This is a genomic window from Desulfomonilia bacterium (assembly GCA_036567785.1).
In the GTDB taxonomy this organism is placed as follows: domain Bacteria; phylum Desulfobacterota; class Desulfomonilia; order UBA1062; family UBA1062; genus DATCTV01.
The window spans coordinates 1-21,133 of the sequence record DATCTV010000007.1; the positions used below are offsets into that span (position 1 = coordinate 1).

Annotated in this window: 22 protein-coding genes; 7 read left to right on the forward strand and 15 right to left on the reverse strand. The window is 47.0% G+C overall.

Translation table 11 applies throughout. The features are described 5' to 3' along the window. Positions 1 to 261: 261 nt before the first annotated feature. The 6 genes from phoU to VIS94_02645 all read right to left on the reverse strand — a co-directional run bounded on the left by phoU (position 262) and on the right by VIS94_02645 (position 5,432). Positions 262 to 915 carry a phosphate signaling complex protein PhoU gene (gene phoU, locus VIS94_02620; protein ID HEY9159965.1) on the reverse strand — a complete coding sequence of 218 codons (654 nt, stop codon included), beginning with the start codon at positions 913 to 915 and terminating at the stop codon, positions 262 to 264. Between the two features lie 25 nt (positions 916 to 940). Next, positions 941 to 1,702, reverse strand: a complete 762-nt coding sequence (gene pstB / locus VIS94_02625) for a phosphate ABC transporter ATP-binding protein PstB (GenBank protein HEY9159966.1) — start codon at positions 1,700 to 1,702, stop codon at positions 941 to 943. Then, positions 1,692 to 2,555, reverse strand: coding sequence for a phosphate ABC transporter permease PstA (gene pstA, locus VIS94_02630; GenBank protein ID HEY9159967.1), 864 nt, complete (start codon positions 2,553 to 2,555; stop codon positions 1,692 to 1,694). Before pstA ends, pstB begins: the two co-directional genes overlap by 11 nt. Further along, on the reverse strand, positions 2,552 to 3,436 hold the full coding sequence (gene pstC / locus VIS94_02635; protein HEY9159968.1) for a phosphate ABC transporter permease subunit PstC: 885 nt from the start codon (positions 3,434 to 3,436) through the stop codon (positions 2,552 to 2,554). Before pstC ends, pstA begins: the two co-directional genes overlap by 4 nt. A gap of 64 nt (positions 3,437 to 3,500) precedes the next feature. Next, positions 3,501 to 4,325, reverse strand: coding sequence for a phosphate ABC transporter substrate-binding protein (locus VIS94_02640; GenBank protein HEY9159969.1), 825 nt, complete (start codon positions 4,323 to 4,325; stop codon positions 3,501 to 3,503). Positions 4,326 to 4,415: 90 nt separating this feature from the next. Next, positions 4,416 to 5,432: an inorganic phosphate transporter gene (locus VIS94_02645; GenBank protein HEY9159970.1), complete on the reverse strand. Its 1,017-nt coding sequence runs from the start codon at positions 5,430 to 5,432 to the stop codon at positions 4,416 to 4,418. A 208-nt stretch (positions 5,433 to 5,640) separates the two neighbouring features. On the opposite strand from VIS94_02645, the gene VIS94_02650 reads away from it, so the two are divergent. Beyond that, positions 5,641 to 6,081: an arsenate reductase ArsC gene (locus VIS94_02650; GenBank protein ID HEY9159971.1), complete on the forward strand. Its 441-nt coding sequence runs from the start codon at positions 5,641 to 5,643 to the stop codon at positions 6,079 to 6,081. Here the strand turns inward: VIS94_02650 and prmC are convergent. The 4 genes from prmC to rho all read right to left on the reverse strand — a co-directional run bounded on the left by prmC (position 6,059) and on the right by rho (position 9,524). Further along, positions 6,059 to 6,913: a peptide chain release factor N(5)-glutamine methyltransferase gene (gene prmC, locus VIS94_02655; protein HEY9159972.1), complete on the reverse strand. Its 855-nt coding sequence runs from the start codon at positions 6,911 to 6,913 to the stop codon at positions 6,059 to 6,061. The two genes, VIS94_02650 and prmC, sit on opposite strands and share 23 nt — an antisense overlap. Next, positions 6,913 to 7,980, reverse strand: coding sequence for a peptide chain release factor 1 (prfA, locus tag VIS94_02660; protein HEY9159973.1), 1,068 nt, complete (start codon positions 7,978 to 7,980; stop codon positions 6,913 to 6,915). The genes prmC and prfA overlap by 1 nt, the downstream gene beginning before the upstream one ends. A gap of 61 nt (positions 7,981 to 8,041) precedes the next feature. Next, positions 8,042 to 8,263: a 50S ribosomal protein L31 gene (gene rpmE, locus VIS94_02665; GenBank protein HEY9159974.1), complete on the reverse strand. Its 222-nt coding sequence runs from the start codon at positions 8,261 to 8,263 to the stop codon at positions 8,042 to 8,044. A 13-nt stretch (positions 8,264 to 8,276) separates the two neighbouring features. Next, entirely contained in the window at positions 8,277 to 9,524 is a 1,248-nt protein-coding gene (gene rho, locus VIS94_02670) for a transcription termination factor Rho (protein ID HEY9159975.1), read from the reverse strand. 212 nt (positions 9,525 to 9,736) lie between these two features. Between rho and prfB the strand changes: the two genes are divergently transcribed. The 3 genes from prfB (at position 9,737) to VIS94_02685 (ending at position 12,425) form a co-directional block, all read left to right on the forward strand. After that, a protein-coding gene (gene prfB / locus VIS94_02675; GenBank protein ID HEY9159976.1) for a peptide chain release factor 2 occupies positions 9,737 to 10,844 on the forward strand; the annotation gives its coding sequence in 2 pieces (ribosomal slippage) (positions 9,737 to 9,799 and positions 9,801 to 10,844; 1,107 coding nt in all). Further along, positions 10,837 to 11,334, forward strand: a complete 498-nt coding sequence (locus VIS94_02680; GenBank protein HEY9159977.1) for a nitroreductase family protein — start codon at positions 10,837 to 10,839, stop codon at positions 11,332 to 11,334. The genes prfB and VIS94_02680 overlap by 8 nt, the downstream gene beginning before the upstream one ends. A 389-nt stretch (positions 11,335 to 11,723) precedes the next feature. Further along, entirely contained in the window at positions 11,724 to 12,425 is a 702-nt protein-coding gene (locus tag VIS94_02685; GenBank protein HEY9159978.1) for a Crp/Fnr family transcriptional regulator, read from the forward strand. Here VIS94_02685 and VIS94_02690 read toward each other — a convergent pair. Further along, positions 12,414 to 13,739 carry an AbfB domain-containing protein gene (locus VIS94_02690; GenBank protein ID HEY9159979.1) on the reverse strand — a complete coding sequence of 442 codons (1,326 nt, stop codon included), beginning with the start codon at positions 13,737 to 13,739 and terminating at the stop codon, positions 12,414 to 12,416. The two genes, VIS94_02685 and VIS94_02690, sit on opposite strands and share 12 nt — an antisense overlap. A 63-nt stretch (positions 13,740 to 13,802) precedes the next feature. On the opposite strand from VIS94_02690, the gene uxuA reads away from it, so the two are divergent. Further along, on the forward strand, positions 13,803 to 14,849 hold the full coding sequence (uxuA, locus tag VIS94_02695) for a mannonate dehydratase (protein ID HEY9159980.1): 1,047 nt from the start codon (positions 13,803 to 13,805) through the stop codon (positions 14,847 to 14,849). Positions 14,850 to 14,929: 80 nt separating this feature from the next. Here uxuA and VIS94_02700 read toward each other — a convergent pair whose 3' ends face one another. Beyond that, on the reverse strand, positions 14,930 to 17,992 hold the full coding sequence (locus VIS94_02700; GenBank protein HEY9159981.1) for an FAD-binding and (Fe-S)-binding domain-containing protein: 3,063 nt from the start codon (positions 17,990 to 17,992) through the stop codon (positions 14,930 to 14,932). 179 nt (positions 17,993 to 18,171) lie between these two features. Here VIS94_02700 and VIS94_02705 point away from each other — a divergent pair, with 179 nt between their 5' ends. Then, positions 18,172 to 18,900 (forward strand): MIP/aquaporin family protein, encoded by a 729-nt coding sequence (locus VIS94_02705; protein ID HEY9159982.1) that lies wholly within the window; start codon positions 18,172 to 18,174, stop codon positions 18,898 to 18,900. A 10-nt stretch (positions 18,901 to 18,910) separates the two neighbouring features. Further along, on the forward strand, positions 18,911 to 19,498 hold the full coding sequence (locus VIS94_02710) for a GyrI-like domain-containing protein (GenBank protein HEY9159983.1): 588 nt from the start codon (positions 18,911 to 18,913) through the stop codon (positions 19,496 to 19,498). A gap of 14 nt (positions 19,499 to 19,512) precedes the next feature. Here VIS94_02710 and VIS94_02715 read toward each other — a convergent pair whose 3' ends face one another. Genes VIS94_02715 through VIS94_02725 form a run of 3 tightly spaced genes read right to left on the reverse strand, consistent with a single transcriptional unit; the run spans position 19,513 to position 20,663 of the window. Further along, a complete protein-coding gene (locus VIS94_02715; GenBank protein ID HEY9159984.1) occupies positions 19,513 to 19,905 on the reverse strand; it encodes a hypothetical protein in 393 nt (130 codons plus the stop codon). A gap of 8 nt (positions 19,906 to 19,913) precedes the next feature. Continuing rightward, positions 19,914 to 20,270 carry a hypothetical protein gene (locus tag VIS94_02720; protein ID HEY9159985.1) on the reverse strand — a complete coding sequence of 119 codons (357 nt, stop codon included), beginning with the start codon at positions 20,268 to 20,270 and terminating at the stop codon, positions 19,914 to 19,916. Positions 20,271 to 20,282: 12 nt separating this feature from the next. Continuing rightward, positions 20,283 to 20,663, reverse strand: a complete 381-nt coding sequence (locus VIS94_02725; GenBank protein ID HEY9159986.1) for a hypothetical protein — start codon at positions 20,661 to 20,663, stop codon at positions 20,283 to 20,285. Positions 20,664 to 21,133 lie beyond the last annotated feature (470 nt).

The window sequence follows — 21,133 nt, forward strand, 5'->3', positions numbered from 1 at the left end:
TGTTTCGGGTTGAACATTTCAGACAGATCCTCCTTGAACAAACCCATCTGAACCTGCTCATCTTTCCTCGGTATCATCTGCCCTCCTGAAAATCAAAATCTGCAAGAAATCTATGCACATACTACCATTTTTATGCAGATATTAACATTTTAAAATGAGCTTTATGCCAATTATATCATAGGCTTAAGTGCTTCTTCAGGGGGAACTAAATAGTCTTAAGAAGTCCAACGCTGCAGATTGAAGGTGAAGCTGGAGGCTTTTTCAGGCCTTGTGATGTTTGATCACCTTTCCCTGAACCATATAGATGACGTCCTCGCAGATGTTTGTAGCCAGGTCGGCTATGCGTTCCATGTTCGAGGCGATCTTCATGAGGTGCAGGGCCCTTTCAACTGTCAGCGGGTCGGTTATCATGCAGGATACAAGCTCTCTGATAATCTGGGTTCTCAACGCGTCCACTATGCTGTCCCTTTCGCAGACCGCCATAGCCAGCCCGGCGTCTTCATTTACAAATGAATCGATGGCGTTCTTCAGCATCGACACGGTTACTTCAGCCATACGGGGTATATCTATGAGCGGTTTTACGGGTGGCTGACCTATGAGGAACAGGGCGCTTTCCGAAATCGTTACGGCATGGTCAGCCATGCGCTCGAGTGTCGTCGATATATTCAGTATCATGAGTATCGTTCTAAGAGGCTTGGTTGCAGGCTGATGCTGTGCTATTGTTGAAACGCACATCTCATCGATAGCGATTTCATAATCATTCGCCCTTGGCTCATCTTCATTTATTACGGATTCAAGAAGGCGGGCATCTTTTTCCTTGAGCCCCCTTACGCTTTTTTCGATCATGGTCTCGACAAGCGCTGCATTGTCGATCAGTTCTTTTCTGAGTTCTATAAGTTTTCTTTCTTCAAGCATTGTTTTCTCCTTCCCTCTAATATCATCATCCAAACTGGCCCGAAAGGTATGATTCAGTCATGGTCTGTTTGGGCACGGTGAACATCTGGGTTGTATTACCGTATTCTATAAGGCTGCCCAGGTATAAAAATGCCGTATAGTCTGATACCCTGGCCGCCTGCTGCATATTGTGCGTCACTATTGCGATAGTATAGTCCTTTTTCAATTCAAGGATAAGCTCTTCAATCTTTCTTGTCGATATAGGATCAAGGCTGGCGCATGGTTCGTCAAAAAGGATTATTTTAGGTTCTACGGCAAGGCATCTAGCGATGCAGAGCCTCTGCTGCTGCCCTCCTGAAAGCATCAATGCGCTTGTGTGAAGCCTGTCGCGCACCTCTTCCCATATGGCGGCTTTTTTGAGGGATTCGACCACTCTGCTTTCTATAAATGTTCTGTCCCGCATTCCGTTAACCTTCAGACCGTATGCGATATTTTCATATATGCTCTTAGGGAATGGATTCGGTTTCTGAAATACCATGCCGACCTGACGCCTGAGTTCAACGACATCGGTTCTCGGGGCGTATATGTCCTGGCCGTCTATAGTGAGGCTCCCCTCGACACGGGCTCCAGGTATCAGGTCGTTCATGCGGTTCAAAAGCCTTATGAACGTTGATTTTCCACAACCCGACGGGCCGATAAGGGCCGTTACGTTATTGGCGTACATCTCCATATTTATATCGGTAAGGGCCTGGGTCTTTCCGTAAAAGAAATTTATGCCCTGTGCCTTGATCTTCACATCATGTTCCATAGCCGCTCCTTTGTTTCTGCCTGATGATAATTGCAATGGCGCTGATGGACAATACCAGAACAAGAAGAATAAGGGCACACCCGTATGCAATTGGGGTCTGTAGTTCGGGTTTTGTGCCTTCCGTCATTAGTGCATATATATGATATGGCAGGGCCATCACTTCGGAAAAGATCGAAGTCGGGTAGGACTTGTTGAAAAATGTGGCTGCTGTAAAGAGGATAGGTGCCGTCTCCCCCGCTACCCTTCCGATGTTAAGGATCACGCCTGTCAGTATACCGGGGAGAGCGCTTGGCAGGACCACCTTTTTGATTGTCTGCCATTGAGTCGCCCCAAGCGCGAGAGACGCCTCCCTGAATGACTGCGGCACTGCGATAAGCGCCTCCTGCGAGGCCGATATTATGCCGGGAAGCGCCATGATGCCCAGCGTAAGGCTCCCAGAGAGAATTGAAACGCCGAAGCCGAATATCTTTACAAACAAGGCGAGTCCGAAAAGCCCGAATACGACTGACGGCACCCCTGCCAGATTGTTGATGGAAAGTCTTATGATGTTTACTATAACTCCCTTCGGGCTGTATTCGGTGAGATAAATTGCACATGCTATACCGAGAGGGAAGGCAAGGAGCATGGAACCAAGCGTCAGGTAAAGCGTTCCTACAATGGCTGGGGCGACGCCGCCTTTTGTCATGGCCCTTCTTGGAATATCGGTGATAAATTCCCAGGAAATGACGCCAATTCCCCTGGAAACTATGAAATATATGATTGAACCCATGAAGAAGAGGCAGAATGCTATACACAAAAATAACAGGGCAAAGCCTATTCCCTGGGTGATCTGTTTTGAATTTATTTTCTTCATCTTCCCAGTCCCAGTTTGAGTCTGAATCTTCTGCTTACGATTTCTGCGATTATGTTAAAAATGAGAGTAATAAAAAACAGAATAAGGCCTATTGCGAAAAGTGCATGGTAATGAGGGCTTCCCATCGCCGCTTCACCCATTTCAGCGGCTATTGTCGATGTCATGGGGCGCATAGGATCAAATATGGACCTGGGTATGACTGCCGCACCACCGGCCACCATGAGCACTGTCATAGTTTCGCCGACCGCCCTGCTCATACCGAGTATGATTGCCGTCGAGATTCCTGAACCTGCGGCTGGAAGGATTACGCGGGTTAAAGTCTGCCAGCGTGTGGCCCCTATGGCAAGGGATGCCTCCCGGAAACTCCGGGGGACAAAGCTCAATGCGTCTTCCGAAATGCTGCTGACAGTGGGGATGGCCATAACTCCCAAGACGAGGCTTGCAGTAAAACCATTGAGACCTGTCGGTATATTCATGAGTTTCTGCAAGAATGGGGCAACAATCAGCATTCCGAAAAATCCGTAAACTATTGACGGAATGCCTGCGAGAATTTCAATGACCGGTTTCAGTACAGCCCGTTGTTTCGGTCCGGCTATTTCATGTATATAGAGAGCGGTTCCGATACCTATTGGAACGCAAACAGCCATTGCCCCTATCGTGACCGCAATCGAGGCAAAAATAAGCGGAAACATGCCGAATTCAGGCGGTTCAGCGGTCGGGTACCATTTAATTCCGAACAGTGAACCGAGTATGTTGAACTGCGAAAAGAAAGGATATGATTCTTTAAAGAGCGTAATGATAATACCAATTAAAAATACAAGCGATGAAAAAGCAAGGATAGAGAAAATGAGCTTTATCAACCTTTCCTTGATGCTGTTCACAGATATTCCTTTTCCATCCTAAAAGTTTTCTGCCCCGCATTGAGCGGGGCATGGCGATTCTTTGTTATTTAAGTCCGACAAAACCTTCTTCTTCAACAATTTTCTTGCCTTCCTTGCCGAGAACGAAGTCAATGTACTTTTTGATGTCTCCCGAAGGTTTATTGTTTGTGTACATGAACAGGGGCCTTGAGAGCCCGTATTTGCCGGAGAGTATGTTTTCCTTTGTGCATTTTATACCGTCAACCGTCAAATCCTTGACTTTCTTTGTAAGATAGCCGTGTCCGACATATCCTATTGCGCCGGGTGTTGTCGAGACTGTTGATGCGATAGCCTGATTTGATGCATTGATGAGGGCATCGGCCCGAACCTTTTCCTTGTTCAGTGCAAGGACTTCGAATGCCTCATATGTACCGCTGGATGTGTCGCGCGAAAGGACAACGATTTTACCGGGTGTACCGCCAAGCTCCGACCAGTCGCTTATCTTGCCGGTGTATATGTCTTTTATCTGCTGCTTTGTGATGGCGGTAATCTTATTTTTCGGATTGACGATCACTGCTATGCCGTCCATAGCAATCTTGATCTCGTTGACATTGACACCCTTTGCCCCGGCCTTTTCTGTTTCCTCGACCTTAATCTGTCTGGATGAGTCCGCGATATCACAGGTCCCGTCAATCAGGGATGTGATTCCGACACTTGAACCTCCACCCTGAACGGATATGTTTATTGAGGGGTTCTTTTCCATAAACGCCTCGGCTGTAGCCTGGGCTATCGGAAGGACAGTGGTGGAGCCTTTTATTGTTATTGTCTTTCCTGCCGCCCATATGGTTCCTGTTGATACAGATACGAGAAGTATCAATGTTAATACCATAATCTTAGTAAAACTTTTCATGTATTCCTCCTGTTTTTGATTAGATATTAACCGTGGCAGGTTAATTATAAGTAAAGCAATTGTTAAGATTTGATGAAGAATGAATATAGGCTATCGAACCAGGGCATAGGTTATGGCTGATATAACAGCCGCACCGGGGATTGTAAGTATCCATGCCCAGATTATTTTCCCCGCCACACCCCATCTGACGGCGCTCATTCTTTTGAGTGAACCGACTCCCATTATTGCACCGGTAATAGTATGCGTCGTGCTTACAGGTGCGCCGAGCAGGGTTGCTATGAACAGTGATATTGCGGCACCGGTTTCTGCGCAGAAACCGTCAACAGGACGCAGTTTAGTAACCCTTTGTCCCATTGTCTTGACGATCCTCCACCCGCCGAACATCGTACCTAATGCTATGGCGATCTGACACGAGATGATTACCAGGAACTCGACTCTGTTGGTATTCCAGACATTTGTAGGGAGTACGCTTATCAATCCGGCATTCATAAGGAGAACAAATATAATGCCCATTGTCTTCTGCGCGTCGTTACCGCCATGTCCAAGACTGTAGAGGGCGGCTGAAACCAGTTGTCCCTTGCGGAAGATATGATCAACCTTTATTGGGGAGGCCTTCCTGAATATCCACATTACAAGAGTACCTATGAGGAGTCCCAGAATAAGCCCGACAATCGGGGAAACAAATATGAAGAGCACAGTCTTTAATATGGCTTTTATGTTCAGGAGACTGCTAATTACAAGCGTATTCGAGACACCCTTAACTACAGCAGCGCCTATCATTCCGCCTATCAGGGCATGAGAGGAGCTTGTAGGCAGACCAAACCACCAGGTAAGAATATCCCATATGCATGCACCTATAAGTGTTGCAAAGATGATGTAGATATCTACGTATTCAGGTTTTATTATCTTGCCTATTGTATCAGCTACATGAAGGCCGAGAAATATGAATGCTATGAAATTAAAAAATGCAGCCCAGATAACTGCCCGCTGAGGGGTCAGCACTCTTGTTGAAACAATTGTCGCAATCGAATTTGCCGAGTCATGAAAGCCGTTTAAAAAGTCAAACAATAGCGCGAGCGCAACCAGAAATATGATACTCAAGGTCATTTATTAAGCCTCCAGTTACAGATGCTGTTCTTATTGTATGAGTTTGCAAGTCAATATTTATCCTATAATGGACTAGCACTATCTTGATGTCTTGTATATTGGCAATTAGATGCAAAAAATAAATTTGCAGGCAAGAAAAAATTTCATCTTGCTTAATCAAAAATTAACATTCTTATGCCAGCATAACCGGTGAACAGGGAGGAAAAAAATGGACAAACTCAAGGTGCTTTTTCTGTGTACAGGCAATTCGGCCAGATCTCAGATGGCTGAAGGTTTACTTAGAAAAATCGGAGGGGAAATGTTTGAGGTGTTCAGCGCAGGACTTGAACCCAAAGGGATACACCCCTTAACCGTCAAGGTTATGGAAGAAGAGGGAATTGATTTAAAGGATCACCGGTCCAAGCATCTTGATGAATACATGGGTAAAATGCATTTCAGCTACGTTATAACCGTATGCGGCAATGCTGATAAAAACTGTCCTGCGGTTTTTCCCGGCGCAGGCAAAAGGATTCACTGGGAATTTGATGATCCTGCAGCGTTTGCCGGGAGCGATGATGAAAAGATAGAAAAATTTCGTGAAGTACGCGACAAAATCAGGGAAAGAATTATACTGTGGCTGGATGAAATCAGGCCGCTCTTTTCTCGATGATCACCACCCTTGGCCTGCCCGCAAGATCATTGAGCCATTCTCTGATTATCAGATTTTTTTCTTCGGCGCAGGCGGCCTCGATTTTATCCTGCTGGTCATAACCTGTCTCCATGATCAGCATTCCACCGGGGCAAAGGCATGAATCAAGTCTGCCGATAACCTTCCTGATCACATTCATCCCGTCAATTCCCCCGAACAGCGCACATCCCGGTTCAAATTTGAGGATGTCATTTGAGAGAAGATTGATATCTTTTTCGGCTACATACGGTGGGTTCATGACTATGATTTGAGATTTTTCACCAATGGCCTCTATTGCATCGGCTACTGCAAACGAGATCCTTTTGTCAACTTCGTGTCTGACGGCATTCTTTTTCGCAAACCGGATGGCATCCCTGCTGATGTCTGTTGCAACTCCCTTGAGGTCATGCCTGCAAACCAGTATGGATACCATTACAGCGCCGGAGCCGGTTCCAATTTCAATTACAGTGGAACCATTCGGGGCCACTTCAATGGTTTTTTCGACAAGCAGCTCGGTTTCAGGTCTGGGAATCAGTACACCGGGGCCAACTTCGAATGGAATCCCGTAGAATTCCTTCTCCTTAACAATATACGCAACGGGTTCACCTTTCATTCTCCTGAAAACATATGCCATATATGCATCACGTTCTTCCGGAGTGAGAGGCCTTTCGGTGTCAATGTATAGATCAACCCGCCTGAGACCCATTGTATAGCATAAAATCAGTTCGGCATCCAACCCGGCGGACATGGATTCATTGCAGTCAAAAATATCAAGCGCCCATTCAAGAGCGGCCTTTGTCGTCCAGCTTCCCATCAGGTGGATGATCCTTTCAATGCCTGTGTCTGAGCCTCTGCCGCCAGGGCATTGATAAGTTCATCAACATCACCTTCGAGAATGGTCGGGAGTTTATGCAGTGTCAGGTTTATGCGATGGTCGGTAACACGACCCTGGGGAAAATTATACGTCCTTATCCTTTCGCTGCGGTCACCGGAACCGACCTGTGAACGCCTTTCATTTGCTATCTCCTGATCATGGTCTTCCTGCATCTTCTGGAGAAGTCTGGAACGGAGCACCTTCATGGCCTTGTCTTTGTTCTTGTGCTGGCTTTTTTCGTCCTGGCATGTAACTACGACACCTGTAGGGATATGCGTGATCCTGACAGCGCTTTCTGTTTTGTTTATATGCTGGCCGCCGGATCCGCTTGCCCTGTAGGTGTCAATCCTCAGATCAGCAGGTGAGATCTCGAGATCAACTTCCTCCGCTTCGGGCAGGATTGCTACCGTTACGGCAGAAGTATGTATTCTTCCCGATGCCTCGGTTTCAGGGACACGCTGTACGCGATGAACCCCGCTTTCATATTTCAATCTGGAATAAACATTCCTGCCGCTGATCCCGGCAATAACCTCTTTTATGCCCCCTTTGCCGGTATCGTTCAGGCTGAGTATTTCTATGTTCCATTTCTTTGATTCCGCATAACGGCAGTACATTCTGAAAAGATCTGCGGCGAAAAGTGCTGCCTCTTCGCCTCCTGTTCCAGCCCTTATTTCCAGAATAACGTTCCTGGCGTCATTCGGATCTTTGGGGATGAAAAGCATTTTGAGAGTGTTTTCGATGGAGTCTTTTTCTTCTTTAAGGCTGTTCAGCTCTTCCCTGACAAGGTCGCGAATTTCAGGGTCAGGGTCTTGGAGCATCGATTCATGGGCCTTGATTTCTTCGCTGATTTCATTGAGCCTGCGAAAAGGCACCACATACTCTTCAAGAGATGAGTGTTCTTTTGTAGACTGGGTGTACCTGTCACGGTCTTTGATAAGTTCGGGATCGGTTAGAAGGTCTGAGAGTTCGATATATCTCCTCTCTATCTCCTTCAGTCTTTCCAGCATAATGGGTTTTGATCTTCTTAATCAAAAACCCCGTTGTACGGGGTTTTTTAATTGCAGGCGCTTACTGCTGCTTGTCCTTTTTCAGGTAATTGCCGTACTTTCTGCGGAACAGTTCGGCCTTGCCTGCTGTTGCGGAAGTTCTCTGCTGGCCGGTATAGAAAGGATGACAGGCGCTGCAGATTTCAACACGGATGTCGTTCATGGTCGAACGGGTTTTAAAGCTGTTACCACATGCACAGGTAACTGTTGCCTCTTCGTACTTGGGATGTATATCCTTTTTCATTGTAGCTTTCTCCTTACTTATTCATTACTTCAAGGAAGTGCGCATTATTATCTGTCTTTGAAAGTTTGTCCAGCAAAAATTCAATGCTGTCTACGGGATTGAGCGGGCTTAAAAGTTTTCTCAATATCCATATGCGGTCAAGCTGATCATGCTGGATGAGAAGCTCTTCTTTCCTCGTGCCCGATTTGGATATGTCGAATGCCGGGAATATCCTTCTTTCCATGATTGTCCGGTCGAGGTGTATTTCACAGTTGCCCGTGCCCTTGAACTCTTCGTAAATGACCTCGTCCATCCTGGAACCCGTGTCGATTAAAGCCGTTGCAAGAATTGTCATGCTTCCGCCTTCTTCGATATTTCTAGCAGTTCCGAAAAAGCGTTTTGGCTTTTGAAGGGCATTCGCATCGATGCCGCCTGATAAGAGTTTGCCGGATGGAGGGCATACCGTATTGTGAGCCCTTGCAAGCCTTGTAAGAGAATCCAGGAGGATTACTACATCCTTTTTGTATTCAACAAATCTCTTTGCTTTTTCTATGACCATTCTTGCAACCTGAACATGGCGTGATGCGGGTTCGTCAAATGTCGAGGCAATGACCTCTCCCTTAACTGAGCGCTGCATGTCCGTAACCTCTTCCGGTCTTTCGTCAATGAGCAGTACCATGAGAATGACTTCCGGATGATTTGTGGTGATACTGTTGGCAATTGCCTGAAGCATCATGGTTTTACCTGCTTTAGGAGGTGAGACGATAAGGCCTCGCTGGCCTTTGCCGATAGGCGCTAGCAGGTCAAGCGTCCTTCCTGTAAGGTTGTCATGTTTTGTCTCAAGAGTGAAGCGTTCCATCGGATAAAGCGGGGTGAGTCCGTCAAAAGGAACCCTGTGCTTTGCTTCTTCTATGGGAGCTTCGTTTATGTTTTCAAGCTTGAGAAGAGCAAAATATCTTTCGCCGTCTTTCGGCGGTCTTATCTGACCTCTGACCTTGTCGCCGACCTTCATGTTGAAGCGGCGTATCTGTGACGGAGAAACATATATGTCATCCGGTCCGGGAAGATAGCTGTAATCAGCCGAACGGAGGAATCCGAATCCGTCGGGCAGGATTTCAAGGATTCCCTCTCCTGATATGTAACCTTCTTTTTCGGCAGTGGCCTGGAGTATGGAGAATATAAGCTCCTGCCTGGACATTGTTGCCGAGCCTTCAATTTCCAGAGCGTTTGCCGATTCTAAAAGCTCTTTTGGCCCTTTCTTCTTTAGTTCTTCTAAATGCATAAACTGTCCTTTCGGATTAATTGGACGTGATTTTTGTCAGTTACTTGAATGACAATCGACAAGCCTATAAATAAACTTGAGTCTGTCCGGTATAGAAAACTGAGTAGAAGAATTAACTGCCAAAGTCAAGCGGGAAAAAGGCATGAATAAAAGGATTCCTGTTTTTCATTAGCCGTTGACAAGCATAGATAACCCGCGTAGAAGATTTTCTCATGACTAACGACTATCAAATGCGTATTGATGCGCTTTCAGGGAAAGTTGAAACCATCAGAGGTTATCTTTGAAGTTTCCAAAAAGGCTGTCCGCATTGAAGAATTAGATTCGCTTTTATCAAATCCCGATGTTTGGAAAGACCGGTCCAAGTTCACCGAATACCAGTCCGAACGTTCAAGGCTTTCAAATATAGTAAGACAGTGGGAGACATTTTCAAAGCTTTGGGAAGATCTGCAGGTCATGATTGAGTTTGCAGAAGAAGACGAATCAATGGCCGGCGAAATCGATTCCGCATTAAGCGATCTCGAGGAAAAAGCCCATGCAATTGAATTGGCACATATATTGTCAGGCCCTGACGACTCAAGGAGCGCATTTCTGGAAATTCATGCCGGTGCCGGAGGCACCGAGGCCCAGGACTGGGCGGAAATGCTCCTGCGAATGTATTTGAGATGGGCTGAGTCAAACAGAATCAAGGCGAGCATAATCGACATATATTCCGACGAGGAAGCAGGCATAAAAAGCGTTACCGTCGAGATGGCCGGTGAATGGGCTTTCGGCTATCTCAAATGCGAAACGGGAGTTCATCGTCTTGTCCGCATCTCGCCGTTTGACGCCAATGCAAGGAGGCATACATCCTTTGCGTCAGTCATGGTCACACCTGAAGTCGATCTGAATATTGACGTGCAGATTGACGAAAAGGAGCTCAGAATTGATACGTACCGTTCTTCAGGTCACGGCGGCCAGCATGTCAACAAAACCGATTCCGCCGTGCGCATAACGCACCTTCCTACAGGAATAGTTGTTTCATGTCAGAATGAAAGGAGCCAGCATAAAAACAAGGCCTTCTGCATGAAGATGCTTGCATCGAAACTTTATGAGCTTGAGGTTGAAAAGCAGAAGGAGCGCATGGATGAATTCCACAGAGAGAAGAAGGATATAGCCTGGGGCAGCCAGATTCGCTCATATGTAATGCAGCCTTATCAGATGGTAAAGGACCACAGAACGAATCTGGAGATAGGAAATGTCCAGGCGGTTCTGGACGGTGAAATAAACCCGTTTATTGATGCATATCTTGCTATGATGGCAAAGGGTGATAAGAATGATTAAGACAATAAAAACACGCCGCAGCATAAGAAGGTTCAAAAAGGTGCCGGTCTCGGACGATGCAGTAAATCATGCGATAGAGGCGGGAACCTGGGCTCCTTCCGGAATGAACAATCAGCCCTGGAGATTTGCGGTAATAAAAGACGCTGAAACAAAGGCATGGCTTGCAGACCTGACGCAGTACGGAAGCACACTCAAATCAGCGGGCGCTCTTATCGCTGTTTTCATGGACAATGCCTCAAGCTATGACAGGACCAAGGATCTGCAGGCCATAGGCGCATGCATACAGAATATGCTGCTTGCGATACATTCAATCGGCTTGGGCGGCCTGTGGCTCGGCGAGATTCTAAAGAACAGGGATACTGTTGAAAAGCTGCTTGGCGCCCCGGATGATTATGAGCTTATGGCCATTGTTGCCATGGGGGAACCCTGCGTGTGCCCGAAGCCTCCCAAGCGCAAGCAGCTTTCGGATATGGTGTTTCTCTACAAATAACCTACCTTGAGCATGATGATATACCGGGGTTTATTCTTGAGATGACCTTCGGGCCTCCGGTATAAGGATTCGCATCTATCGTGATAGGATTAGCCATTTTGATAAGGTCTTTATCTATTACGAATTTAAAGCCTTCAATCTCAAAAACATCATCGAATTCATCCGGCTCATCCTGAGCCAGTGCCAGTCTGGTACCGCTTCAGGAAGAGATCATATAGATGCGTAATGTTTTTGAACGGTTGTTTCTGAAAATCAGCCCCAGGGCGTTTCTGCCGCTTTCTGTAATTGTAATCATAAGCTGTCTCCTTTTGTCTTTACTTTTTCTTCTTTAATTGTTTACACGGTAATTATTTCTTGAGCATTGATCTGAATCAAGATTCGGAGGGTTTATGGAAGATAAATTTCTCGACTACATACCTTTATTTTCAGGCCTGCCTGAAGAAGACAAGAAAAAGCTTAACTCAAGCGGGATATACCGTTCCTATAAACCCGGAGAACTTATTGCCGGTCCGACGGACAGGATCAGGGCATTTTTCGTTGTTGTCTGGGGCAGTGTGAAACTTCACAGGACATCACATGAAGGCCACGAGCAGACGCTTTATATTTTCGGCCCGGGTGAGCCGTTCTGCATGACGGCACTTGAAGACGGGACCTTCCCTGCCGATGCCACGGCTCTTACCGAAACGAGGGTTCTCATACTCCCTGCTGATGTACTGGAATCAATCGCCAAATCTGAACCTGCGCTTCTTCTCAATATAATGAGCGTGCTTATAAAAAGACTTAAAGAAACCATGAACCTGATCGAAATGCTGTCCATGAAGGAGATTCCACAAAGGCTTGCCGCATGGCTGATCCATTCGTCCGCGTTTCAGGGCGGCAGCGACATGCTGCATATCGGGATGTCGCACAGGGAGCTTTCCAAACTCCTTGGCACGACGCCCGAATCCCTATCGAGAGCTTTCAGGCGCTTTAAGGATGAAGGAATGGTGGACTTAAAAGGTAGAGCGGTAAAAATCCTCAAAAGGGACCTGTTGAGTAATATCGCTTCGAACGGATGGAATCCGGCCGATCAGCCTAAATTACCGAGGTGAAGTAATCATGAAAGAGGCCTCATTCCTGAACTGCTTGTCTTTGCCGGATTCAACGAAGAGGTGTCCGTCCCGTTGTCTGATATAGGTATTCCCCTTGGCGGCCGATTTGAAGGAAACAGTGTTCTTTCCTTCAAATCCTTTTTTCATCTCAAAACAGGCCCCATTACTTTCATTTCTGCCGCCGGACTTTATAAGAAAAAGGCGGCCGTCTTTATCCGCGAGAAAATATCCGGGATAGTTTACGGATTCGATCATAACAAGATTTTTGCCGCTGGCGGCCGGGATAATGTGGAACCTTGAATCAAGCCTGTCACGGGCAGATAAGATATTCGTTACCTCTCCCAGATAGCGTTTGTGCCTAATAAAACTGCCCGGACTGACAAAGCTTTCAATCGAGCATAGCGATGCGTCCCTGGGTATAATCTTATCTGAAAGCCATCTGTTACTTATCTTTCCTGCCCAAAAGGAGAAAAAATATTTTTTCCCCCATGCTGAGTAATCAGGAAAAATGGGCGCCAGGCTGTCTGCAAAATCAGGTTTTGGATGCGCTTCAGGCTCACCCGTATTCTTTATTTCAGACAGAACAACGGCTCCTTCGCCGTTCACATTATCGCAGCAGCCCAAAAGACTGTATGGTGATTTTATGCCGTCCTGTGCAGGAAAGAAATAGAGATTATGTCTGCCCGAAGAGACGAAGAACTGAGGATGCGAAGCCCTTGAACCGATTTTGTCACGGCCCTTTTTCCAGACAGTGGTTTCTTTTTCACCAAGTGCGATTTCTGCTGTTTCCCAGGTTGTGCCCTTGTCTTTTGATGTCATGGTATATGTGATGGTCTTTATGTCACCTGCATGACCACCGCCGCATAATGCCGAACACGGACCATATCCGCTGTTTTTCCTGAACAGCAGCACCCACCTGATCCTGACTGTCATTTCATAGCTGCCGGAAAGGTCGGCGGGTCTTACCTGAAACAGCACAACCGGCTCATCCTTTTCAAGTGCGGTTTCATTTGAATCAAATATAAGTATGGGCCTTACCCTTTCGGCAAGGCTTGTTTCCATGGCATCATCGAGTCCGTCCAGGTCTCTGTCCGGCCAGACTATGAGGGCATTTTCAAAAACGAGCGGTCTTTCGAGGGTAACCCCTGCGATTGTATCGCTTGTTTTCAGAGGAAGATTTACGATATACCGAAGAACCCTGTCTTTTTCTGTAAGTTCATCCGCAATAAGTGTTTCCGGCAGGGCGGTAATCACCAAACCTGCAATAATGAACCTGAAAAATACAAACACAGAGCTGTTCATGAAATTTTTCATGAATAAAGGATTATCATGCTGGGCCTGCTTGCGTAAATGCAAAACAAATATATAATGATCCACATGAAATTCACATTCAGATGGTATGGCGAGGCCGACAGGGTCACGCTCGAAAACATAAGACAGATTCCTGTTGTCGAAGGAATCGTATCCGCCCTGCATGACATACCGGCCGGCGATGTCTGGCCGCTTGAAGATATTCTGACGCTAAAAAGCAGGGTAGAGGAATCAAGCCTTGAACTTGCCGCCATAGAAAGCATTCCGGTTCATGAGGATATCAAGCTCGGGCTTCCTGCACGGGATGAATACATAGAGAACTATTGTGAAAGTATAAGGAACATTGCAAAGGCCGGGGTCAGGGTCCTCTGCTACAACTTCATGCCCGTGTTCGACTGGATGAGGACCGGACTTGATAAAATCCTTCCCGATGGCTCTTCATGCCTAGATTATGACGATGAGGAACTTGCAGGGATAATAAACAAAATGGAAAAGCTTGATATGCCGGCATGGGCGCAAAGCTATACACGTGAAAGGCTTATGCTCATGCTTGAAGCCTATAAGGGTATTACCGGTGAATACCTCTGGAAAAACCTCGAATATTTTCTGAAAGCCGTCGTGCCGGTTGCTGAAGACACAGGGGTAAGGATGGCAATCCATCCCGACGACCCGCCCTGGCCCATAATGGGCCTGCCAAGGATAATCACTGGAGAGAAAAACCTTGCAAGGATGCTTGCCATCGTCAACAGCCCGTATAACGGGATTACCCTTTGCACCGGGTCTCTGGGCTCGTCGCCTGATAACGACTTGTGTGCGATGATTAGGAAGTTCAAGGGCCGGATACCCTTTGTGCATGCAAGGAACATTAAAAGAGAGGGTCATAAAAGGTTTCATGAAACCGCCCACCCGAGCACATGCGGCAGTCTGGATATGTATGAGATAATGAAGGCGCTGTATGAGACAGGTTTCGACGGTATTATAAGACCAGATCACGGCCGCATGATATGGGGAGAGACGGGCAGGCCGGGCTACGGGCTTTATGACAGGGCGTTGGGGCTTATGTACCTCGCCGGACTATGGGAGGCGATTGTTAAGGATAGTGGTGAGTGGTGAGAATTAAAAAGAAACAGATTATCCTGATAACACATGACACCCTGTTTTTTTCTTTAAAACTCACCACTCATAACTCACCACTATTTTTTTAAATACTCAATCATTGGCTCCGTCACCAGCGGCACCACATCACCTATCATGTGCGGCATCAGCTCATCCATGACCCTGGGCATGAGTGAAGGCATCTGTTCCTTCATGTAATCGGGCATGGGCACTTTTTCCGCCACGCGAGAAAGCATCACAGGCATGACCTTTGGCATCATCATGGGCAGCAGTATCGGGAAGAGTATGGGAAACACTGGCTTCATCATATCCAGCATGCCCGGAAATTTTTTACCGAAAAACCGCATCAGATAACCCATGCCGAACGGCATGGCGTTTATCAGTTCGGGCCACATTGTAGCCATAAGGTCGGCGAATCCCTTTGGTGTCATAAGAGAGATCATTCCATCAAAAACCGCCCACTGGGCCTTTACCTCAGGGTGCGGGTCGGGCAGTTCATGACCAAGCGCCTTTGCCGCAAAAGCAGCCAGGTCTTCAACCTGAATCTTTGAATTCGCCTTGTCAGCCGAGACTCGAAGCTGGAACTCGCAGCAGGGGCAGAGGGCAAGCATTTTTTCCGCACCAGCTTCTTCGGCCTCTTCAAGCCTGTCCTTGCCTATGAAGGCGGCGACATCAGGCTCTTTTATCAGCGTGAGCACGCTACCGCAACAGTGTGCGCATTCACGGTTATTTTCCATTTCGACCAGCTTTATGTTCGGGATCGCCTCGATCAGCTTCCTGGGAGGGTCGTATATGCCGCTTACCCGGCCCGCATGGCATGAATCGTGCCACGTTACCGTCTGGGGCTTCAGCTTTTCCGGGAATTTGAAGTCACCCGAGTCAATTTTATCGGCGACCACCTCCGAATAGTGCCTTGTATTGATGTCGTATGTCATGCCCAGTTTTCTGGCCCAGACAGGATAGACATGGCGCCACATCATGTCGCAGGCAGGGCATGATGATATGACCGTATCCGCGCCCATAGCCTTTACGGCGGCGATGTTGTCCTTCATGATTTTTGCGAACGTGTCCCACTTGCCTGCAACCAGCATCGGAGTGCCGCAACAGCTTTCTGAATTTCCTATATAAGCAAAATCCACACCTGCATCATCGAGAAGCCTCACGCTCGCAATACCGATATCGTTTTCCACATAACTTGCAGTGCAGCCTGCAAAATATGCGTTTTTCGACTTTACTCCGGGCCCGTGCCTTTCGATCATCTCCTTCGGGAACCAGGCGTCCCTGTCCTTTCTGTAACCGGCCCATATGTCGCCTTCCGCGAGGGCAGCCTTTTCCATCATGGAAAATGGCGGGAAAGTCATTTTCTTGTCTTCCTGGATAAGTTTGCCTCTCAGCTTCATCCATGACTGCTCGATGGGCAGAGCTGCGGAACAGCGGTTGTTGCAGAGTTCGCAGGTGGTGCACACGATGAATGTATCCACCATTTTCTGGTCCCATTTCTTTTTGCCTTCGAGATACTGTCTGAGCCAGTACCATTTGCCCCTGGGGCTCTGGCTTTCCCAGCCTCTTCCATAGAACTGGTCGCACTCGTCCACACAGTAGCCGCACTGGGAACACGAATATGCGTACCAGACAACCTCTGGAGGGATACCTTTGATTTCATTAGTCGGTCTCTCCCCTATGTGGATCTTTGCTGCGTTTCCAAGCCTTCTGGTTATGGGTTCGAACAGCGGGGCGACACTCATGGCGAGTTTCAGCAGTCCGCCGCCCAGGACCTTTTCAGGGTTCAATATACCCTTTGGATCGACCTTTTTCTTGAAGGCTGATATCTTTGTGAGCCGTTCCTTTCCAAGCACCCGTCCGGCCTTTGATGTGAAATAAAGCCCGGTGCTGTATGCACGGCCGCCGTTTTTCTCAGCTATCTTCATGACAGTGAGCGCCAGTGCAAAGACGAAATTATACCCGAATCTCCTCTGGTCGCATGGTATGAATCCAAGGATTACGACTTCGGGCTTGCCGTTTCTGCCGCCCGGGATAATGACGGCCTCCTTGACTATGGGCTGGCCGATCTTTCGGTTAATTTCATCGAATACCCGCGGCATGGTCGAAAGCGGAACGATAACCTCCACCGGCGCCAGTGACGGTCCAAGCCGTTTTACCACCATGAGCCTGAAGCGGTTTTCCCATTCGTGGTCAGCGATCTCCTGCGGGAGCATGCGGCTGTCGCAGCACTTCAGGATATCGTCAAGCGCCTTCCTGACAATCTCAGAGGCGCTTTTTCTGAAGGCGAGAGTTGTCACGAAGGCCCCGCTCGGGACATTGTCCTGTTCTTCTGCGGGGTGGCCGTGATGTTCCCTGACAGGCGCTATGCGTTTGAACTCGGCCATCTTGGGGTTGATGAACAGCATGGCCCATATGGGAAGTCCCTGTTTCATAATCGCATCAGCCACGTTTTTTACGGCGGTCGCATCAGGGCATGTGAACGAGCAATAATCCAGTTCCTCATAGGGCTGAACCTTTATCGTGATTTCGCTTATTATTCCGGTTATGCCCTCCGCTTCGTAGATAAGGTCTATGTCAGGACCTTTGAATTCCTTTATCTCTCCGCCGGGAAGGACCGCTTTTGCGGAGACGATGATGTCGCGGAAATATCCGAATTCATAACTGCCGAAACCTGCACCCCCTTGCGCAAGCCAGCCTCCAACCGTGGCGGCCGGGTAACTTGACGGGTACATGCACAGGGTTAGCCCTCTCTTCATCAAGGCCCTGTCGAGCTTTTCCCATGTTATGCCAGGCTCGACTGTGGCGGTAAGGTTCTTTTCGTCTATTGATATGACTTTCTTCATGTGCCAGAAGTCCACAACCACGCCGCCTTTGACGGGAAGCACTCCACCGTAGCCGGAAGTGGCCTTTCCCCGTGGTGTGAGGGTTATGCCGTTACTGTCTGCCCAGGCGAGCAGTCCAACAAGTTCGGTTTCGTTTTCGGGCTGTACTATTGCTTCGGGCATTGTTTTGCCTATGAGGGGTTTTATAAGGGACGGCAGGGCGCCTATGTCATGGCTGTAAAGCATCCGCTCCGTTTCATCATAATTCACATGTCTGACTGTTTTTTCCAGGCTTTGCCGAAGGGTTTCGTTCATCACTTTCCTCCTGTTTCATGATAATTAAGCATTACTATAATGATGTATAATTCAGAAACAATCGCATAAAAGGTTTTTGTTGATTCCAGTCAAGTTATCAATTCTTTAATGCCAGCCGGTTCGAATGCCGATTAACAGTAAAACATGATTATATTCTTAATAAGGAGCATGGAGAAGATATGTACGGTAACCTGCTGGGAGAGTTTCTGGGAACTTTAATGCTTGTCGTTCTTGGCTGTGGGGTCGTTGCTAATGTATGTCTGAAAAAAACAAAGGGTGAGAATTCCGGCTGGATAGTTATTACAGTAGGATGGGGCATCGCTGTTACATGCGGTGTTTTTCTTGCTGAAGCAACAGGCTCAAGGCAGGCCGACATCAATCCTGCAGTCACTCTTGCCAAGATATTCATGGGTGTATATACCCTTCCCCATGCCTTGATTACCATGGCTGTACAGTTTGCCGGTGCATTCATAGGGGCCTTTATCATTTACCTGTTTTATCATCCTTACTTCAAGGAAACGCCCGAACCCGAAAAAAAACTTGGCGTATTCTGCACTGCCCCTGCAATAAGAAAAACCGGGAATGCACTATTCTGCGAGATTGCAGGTACGGTTGTGCTGATTACGGTGATCCTGGCAATATTCGAAGAACTGAACGGCAATATTGCCAGCCAGTACGGACCATATCTTATAGGGTTCCTTGTCTGGGGCATCGGTGTTTCCCTTGGAGGCACGACTGGCTATGCGATCAATCCGGCCAGAGACCTGGGACCAAGGATTGCTCATGCCGTGCTTCCGATCCCGGGAAAAGGCGGATCGGACTGGGGCTATGCCTGGGTTCCTGTACTCGGACCCTTTATAGGAGGGGCAATTTCTTTCGGATTAGCAAGAATATTTAAACTTGTCTAAGGAGGTCCAGATGAAAACGGTGATAATCATAGTCGGGATTTTAGCAGCTATTGCTGCTGGAGTCTTATCTTTTTACGGGCTTTTTGCGCCCGTAAATATCCAGGAAAAAGAGATTGGCCCGTTTGATTTCGTAATGGAGTCGCATGTCGGCGCCTACAAGGATGTGGGACCACTGATAGATAAGATGCAGAAGGATCTGAATGATGACGGGATACAAACCTCTATGGGGGTAGGCATTTATTATGATGATCCCAAGGTAACGGCCGAGGATAAGACAAGATCCATAATAGGAAGGATTATCGAAGACGCTGATCGTTCAAAGGTCATGGAAATAGAAAGGAAATATAAAGTAGGAGAACTTCCGCAGACCAATTACCTGGTCGTGGAATTCCCCTTCAAGGGGCTGCCCTCGATTGTAATAGGAATTTACAGGGTGTATCCTAAAATAGCCAGGTATATGAAAACACATGAGATACCTCAGATACCTGTAATCGAAATATATGCACCAAAGGCTCAGAAAATGTTTTATATCGTCCCGACAAGCCTTAATCGGCATTTCTTTGACGATCTGATGAATAAGGTAGGCCCTCAGGGCTGAAGGCCGGATTTCTGTCAGATCAGACCAGTCATAAAAAGCCCGAGTGCAAGGTTTATAACAGCGAACAAAACGGCAAAACGTCCTGCCCAACGATGAGCAGGACGCATCCATTTCTTTTTAAGACGGAACATGAGCAATCCCAGAACCGGAGCAATACATACAAGCACTATTGCAGATCCGCCTATAAAGCTGTGTATTTGAGGAACAAGGCTTGATCCATCACCTTCCTTCATCATGCCGGCAGCAATAAAACCTGCAAGCATGAATATTGCGCCCGTTATCCCTGAAGGCCTGTGCGCCTTCAGCCACCATCTTCTTTTTCTTTGAGTAATGGCTATAAAAGCGGCGGCGGCAACTGCCGTCAAGCCCGCAGCCATTAACAATGCATGGATAAACACTATCTGCACGATTTCGATCAGCTCCCCACGGTTATGCTTGAAGTCTTTGAACCGCCCAGCTTGCTCGATGCAGTCACTTCGATTACATCTCCTGGTTTGGCCTCGACCTTATATGAAAATGTAGCCATGTATTTATTTGGCTGGTTTGAATAATTAAATGTCTGATAAGGCTTGCCGTTGATTTTTATCTCAACCGTGCTGATATAATCTACCGTCACATCGTATGTATAATGACCGATACTTACGGAAAGCATCTGCGATGATAAATCATAACTGATATTGAGCGATGACGGTTCATTTGCATATGCAGTGTTAAAAGAAAGAAAAACTGCTGCAAGGATAATCAAAGTTAATGCTATTTTTCGAGCTTTCATGCTTATCCTCCTTTATTTGTTCTGGTTTGCTACCGTGATGCTCACTGTTTTTGAACCGTACATGTTACAGCCGGCCTTTATTTCAAGGATGTCACCCGGCTGAGCCGGTATTTCATATGTATATTCAAAAGGGTTTTTGTCAGGCTGGCTCTTGTATGTCTGATTTATTACCACTTGCGAGTTCTTCTTCACCTCAACAATGTTTATATAATGCATTTTAGGCGAAAAAGACCCGTGGTCGATTCTGACAGTAAGCTTCTGGGATTGAATGTCATACTCTGCTGTAAGGTTCTTTGGCGGATGGGCCATTATGGCCGTCGGGTATGAAAAGAAAAAGGCAAGTCCCAGTAAAATATATATAAAAATCATTTCTTTATTCTTTTCTGATCTCATGGCTTTCTCCTTTTGCAAAGATTTGATTACAATCTGAGAATAACATAATTTGTACAAATGAGAAAACAATGAGTGATAAAAGAGGTGTTTCCGTATTTATTCAATGAATGAAAAAGCTGCATGCCCCATCCCCCCGGCCAGGGCATGCAACTCCGGTTTTATCAGAAGCCGTTTGAAACCCATATCGGGGCGGTAACTGCAACCTGCGTCCCGTTCGTTCTGTCTTCATCCGGGAAAGTCCTGTTTATCCCACATTTTGCGTTAGCCATATGATTTAATCTGAAGCAGTTGACGTAAGATAGGATAAGTGCTCCTATTTTTGTTGCTTGAAGACAAAAAGGGAGGAGCACTTAAAAGTGAAGCTAAATGATAGTAGGAAAAGGCAGTGTGAAAATCAAGTTAAGATTGAATTTACTGATAAACCTATAACGGCATGGGGCGGTATAGCAGGGATCATATCGAGGTATTTG

What these genes read in the sequence shown, in the direction of transcription:
- phoU (HEY9159965.1), bottom strand. Translation starts at nt 915, where the DNA reads ATGCTTGAAGAAAGAAAACTTATAGAACTCAGAAAAGAACTGATCGAC.
- pstB (HEY9159966.1), bottom strand. Translation starts at nt 1,702, where the DNA reads ATGGAACATGATGTGAAGATCAAGGCACAGGGCATAAATTTCTTTTAC.
- pstA (HEY9159967.1), bottom strand. Translation starts at nt 2,555, where the DNA reads ATGAAGAAAATAAATTCAAAACAGATCACCCAGGGAATAGGCTTTGCC.
- VIS94_02640 (HEY9159969.1), bottom strand. Translation starts at nt 4,325, where the DNA reads ATGAAAAGTTTTACTAAGATTATGGTATTAACATTGATACTTCTCGTA.
- VIS94_02645 (HEY9159970.1), bottom strand. Translation starts at nt 5,432, where the DNA reads ATGACCTTGAGTATCATATTTCTGGTTGCGCTCGCGCTATTGTTTGAC.
- VIS94_02650 (HEY9159971.1), top strand. Translation starts at nt 5,641, where the DNA reads ATGGACAAACTCAAGGTGCTTTTTCTGTGTACAGGCAATTCGGCCAGA.
- prmC (HEY9159972.1), bottom strand. Translation starts at nt 6,913, where the DNA reads ATGGGAAGCTGGACGACAAAGGCCGCTCTTGAATGGGCGCTTGATATT.
- prfA (HEY9159973.1), bottom strand. Translation starts at nt 7,980, where the DNA reads ATGCTGGAAAGACTGAAGGAGATAGAGAGGAGATATATCGAACTCTCA.
- rpmE (HEY9159974.1), bottom strand. Translation starts at nt 8,263, where the DNA reads ATGAAAAAGGATATACATCCCAAGTACGAAGAGGCAACAGTTACCTGT.
- rho (HEY9159975.1), bottom strand. Translation starts at nt 9,524, where the DNA reads ATGCATTTAGAAGAACTAAAGAAGAAAGGGCCAAAAGAGCTTTTAGAA.
- VIS94_02680 (HEY9159977.1), top strand. Translation starts at nt 10,837, where the DNA reads ATGATTAAGACAATAAAAACACGCCGCAGCATAAGAAGGTTCAAAAAG.
- VIS94_02685 (HEY9159978.1), top strand. Translation starts at nt 11,724, where the DNA reads ATGGAAGATAAATTTCTCGACTACATACCTTTATTTTCAGGCCTGCCT.
- VIS94_02690 (HEY9159979.1), bottom strand. Translation starts at nt 13,739, where the DNA reads ATGAAAAATTTCATGAACAGCTCTGTGTTTGTATTTTTCAGGTTCATT.
- uxuA (HEY9159980.1), top strand. Translation starts at nt 13,803, where the DNA reads ATGAAATTCACATTCAGATGGTATGGCGAGGCCGACAGGGTCACGCTC.
- VIS94_02700 (HEY9159981.1), bottom strand. Translation starts at nt 17,992, where the DNA reads ATGAACGAAACCCTTCGGCAAAGCCTGGAAAAAACAGTCAGACATGTG.
- VIS94_02705 (HEY9159982.1), top strand. Translation starts at nt 18,172, where the DNA reads ATGTACGGTAACCTGCTGGGAGAGTTTCTGGGAACTTTAATGCTTGTC.
- VIS94_02710 (HEY9159983.1), top strand. Translation starts at nt 18,911, where the DNA reads ATGAAAACGGTGATAATCATAGTCGGGATTTTAGCAGCTATTGCTGCT.
- VIS94_02720 (HEY9159985.1), bottom strand. Translation starts at nt 20,270, where the DNA reads ATGAAAGCTCGAAAAATAGCATTAACTTTGATTATCCTTGCAGCAGTT.
- VIS94_02725 (HEY9159986.1), bottom strand. Translation starts at nt 20,663, where the DNA reads ATGAGATCAGAAAAGAATAAAGAAATGATTTTTATATATATTTTACTG.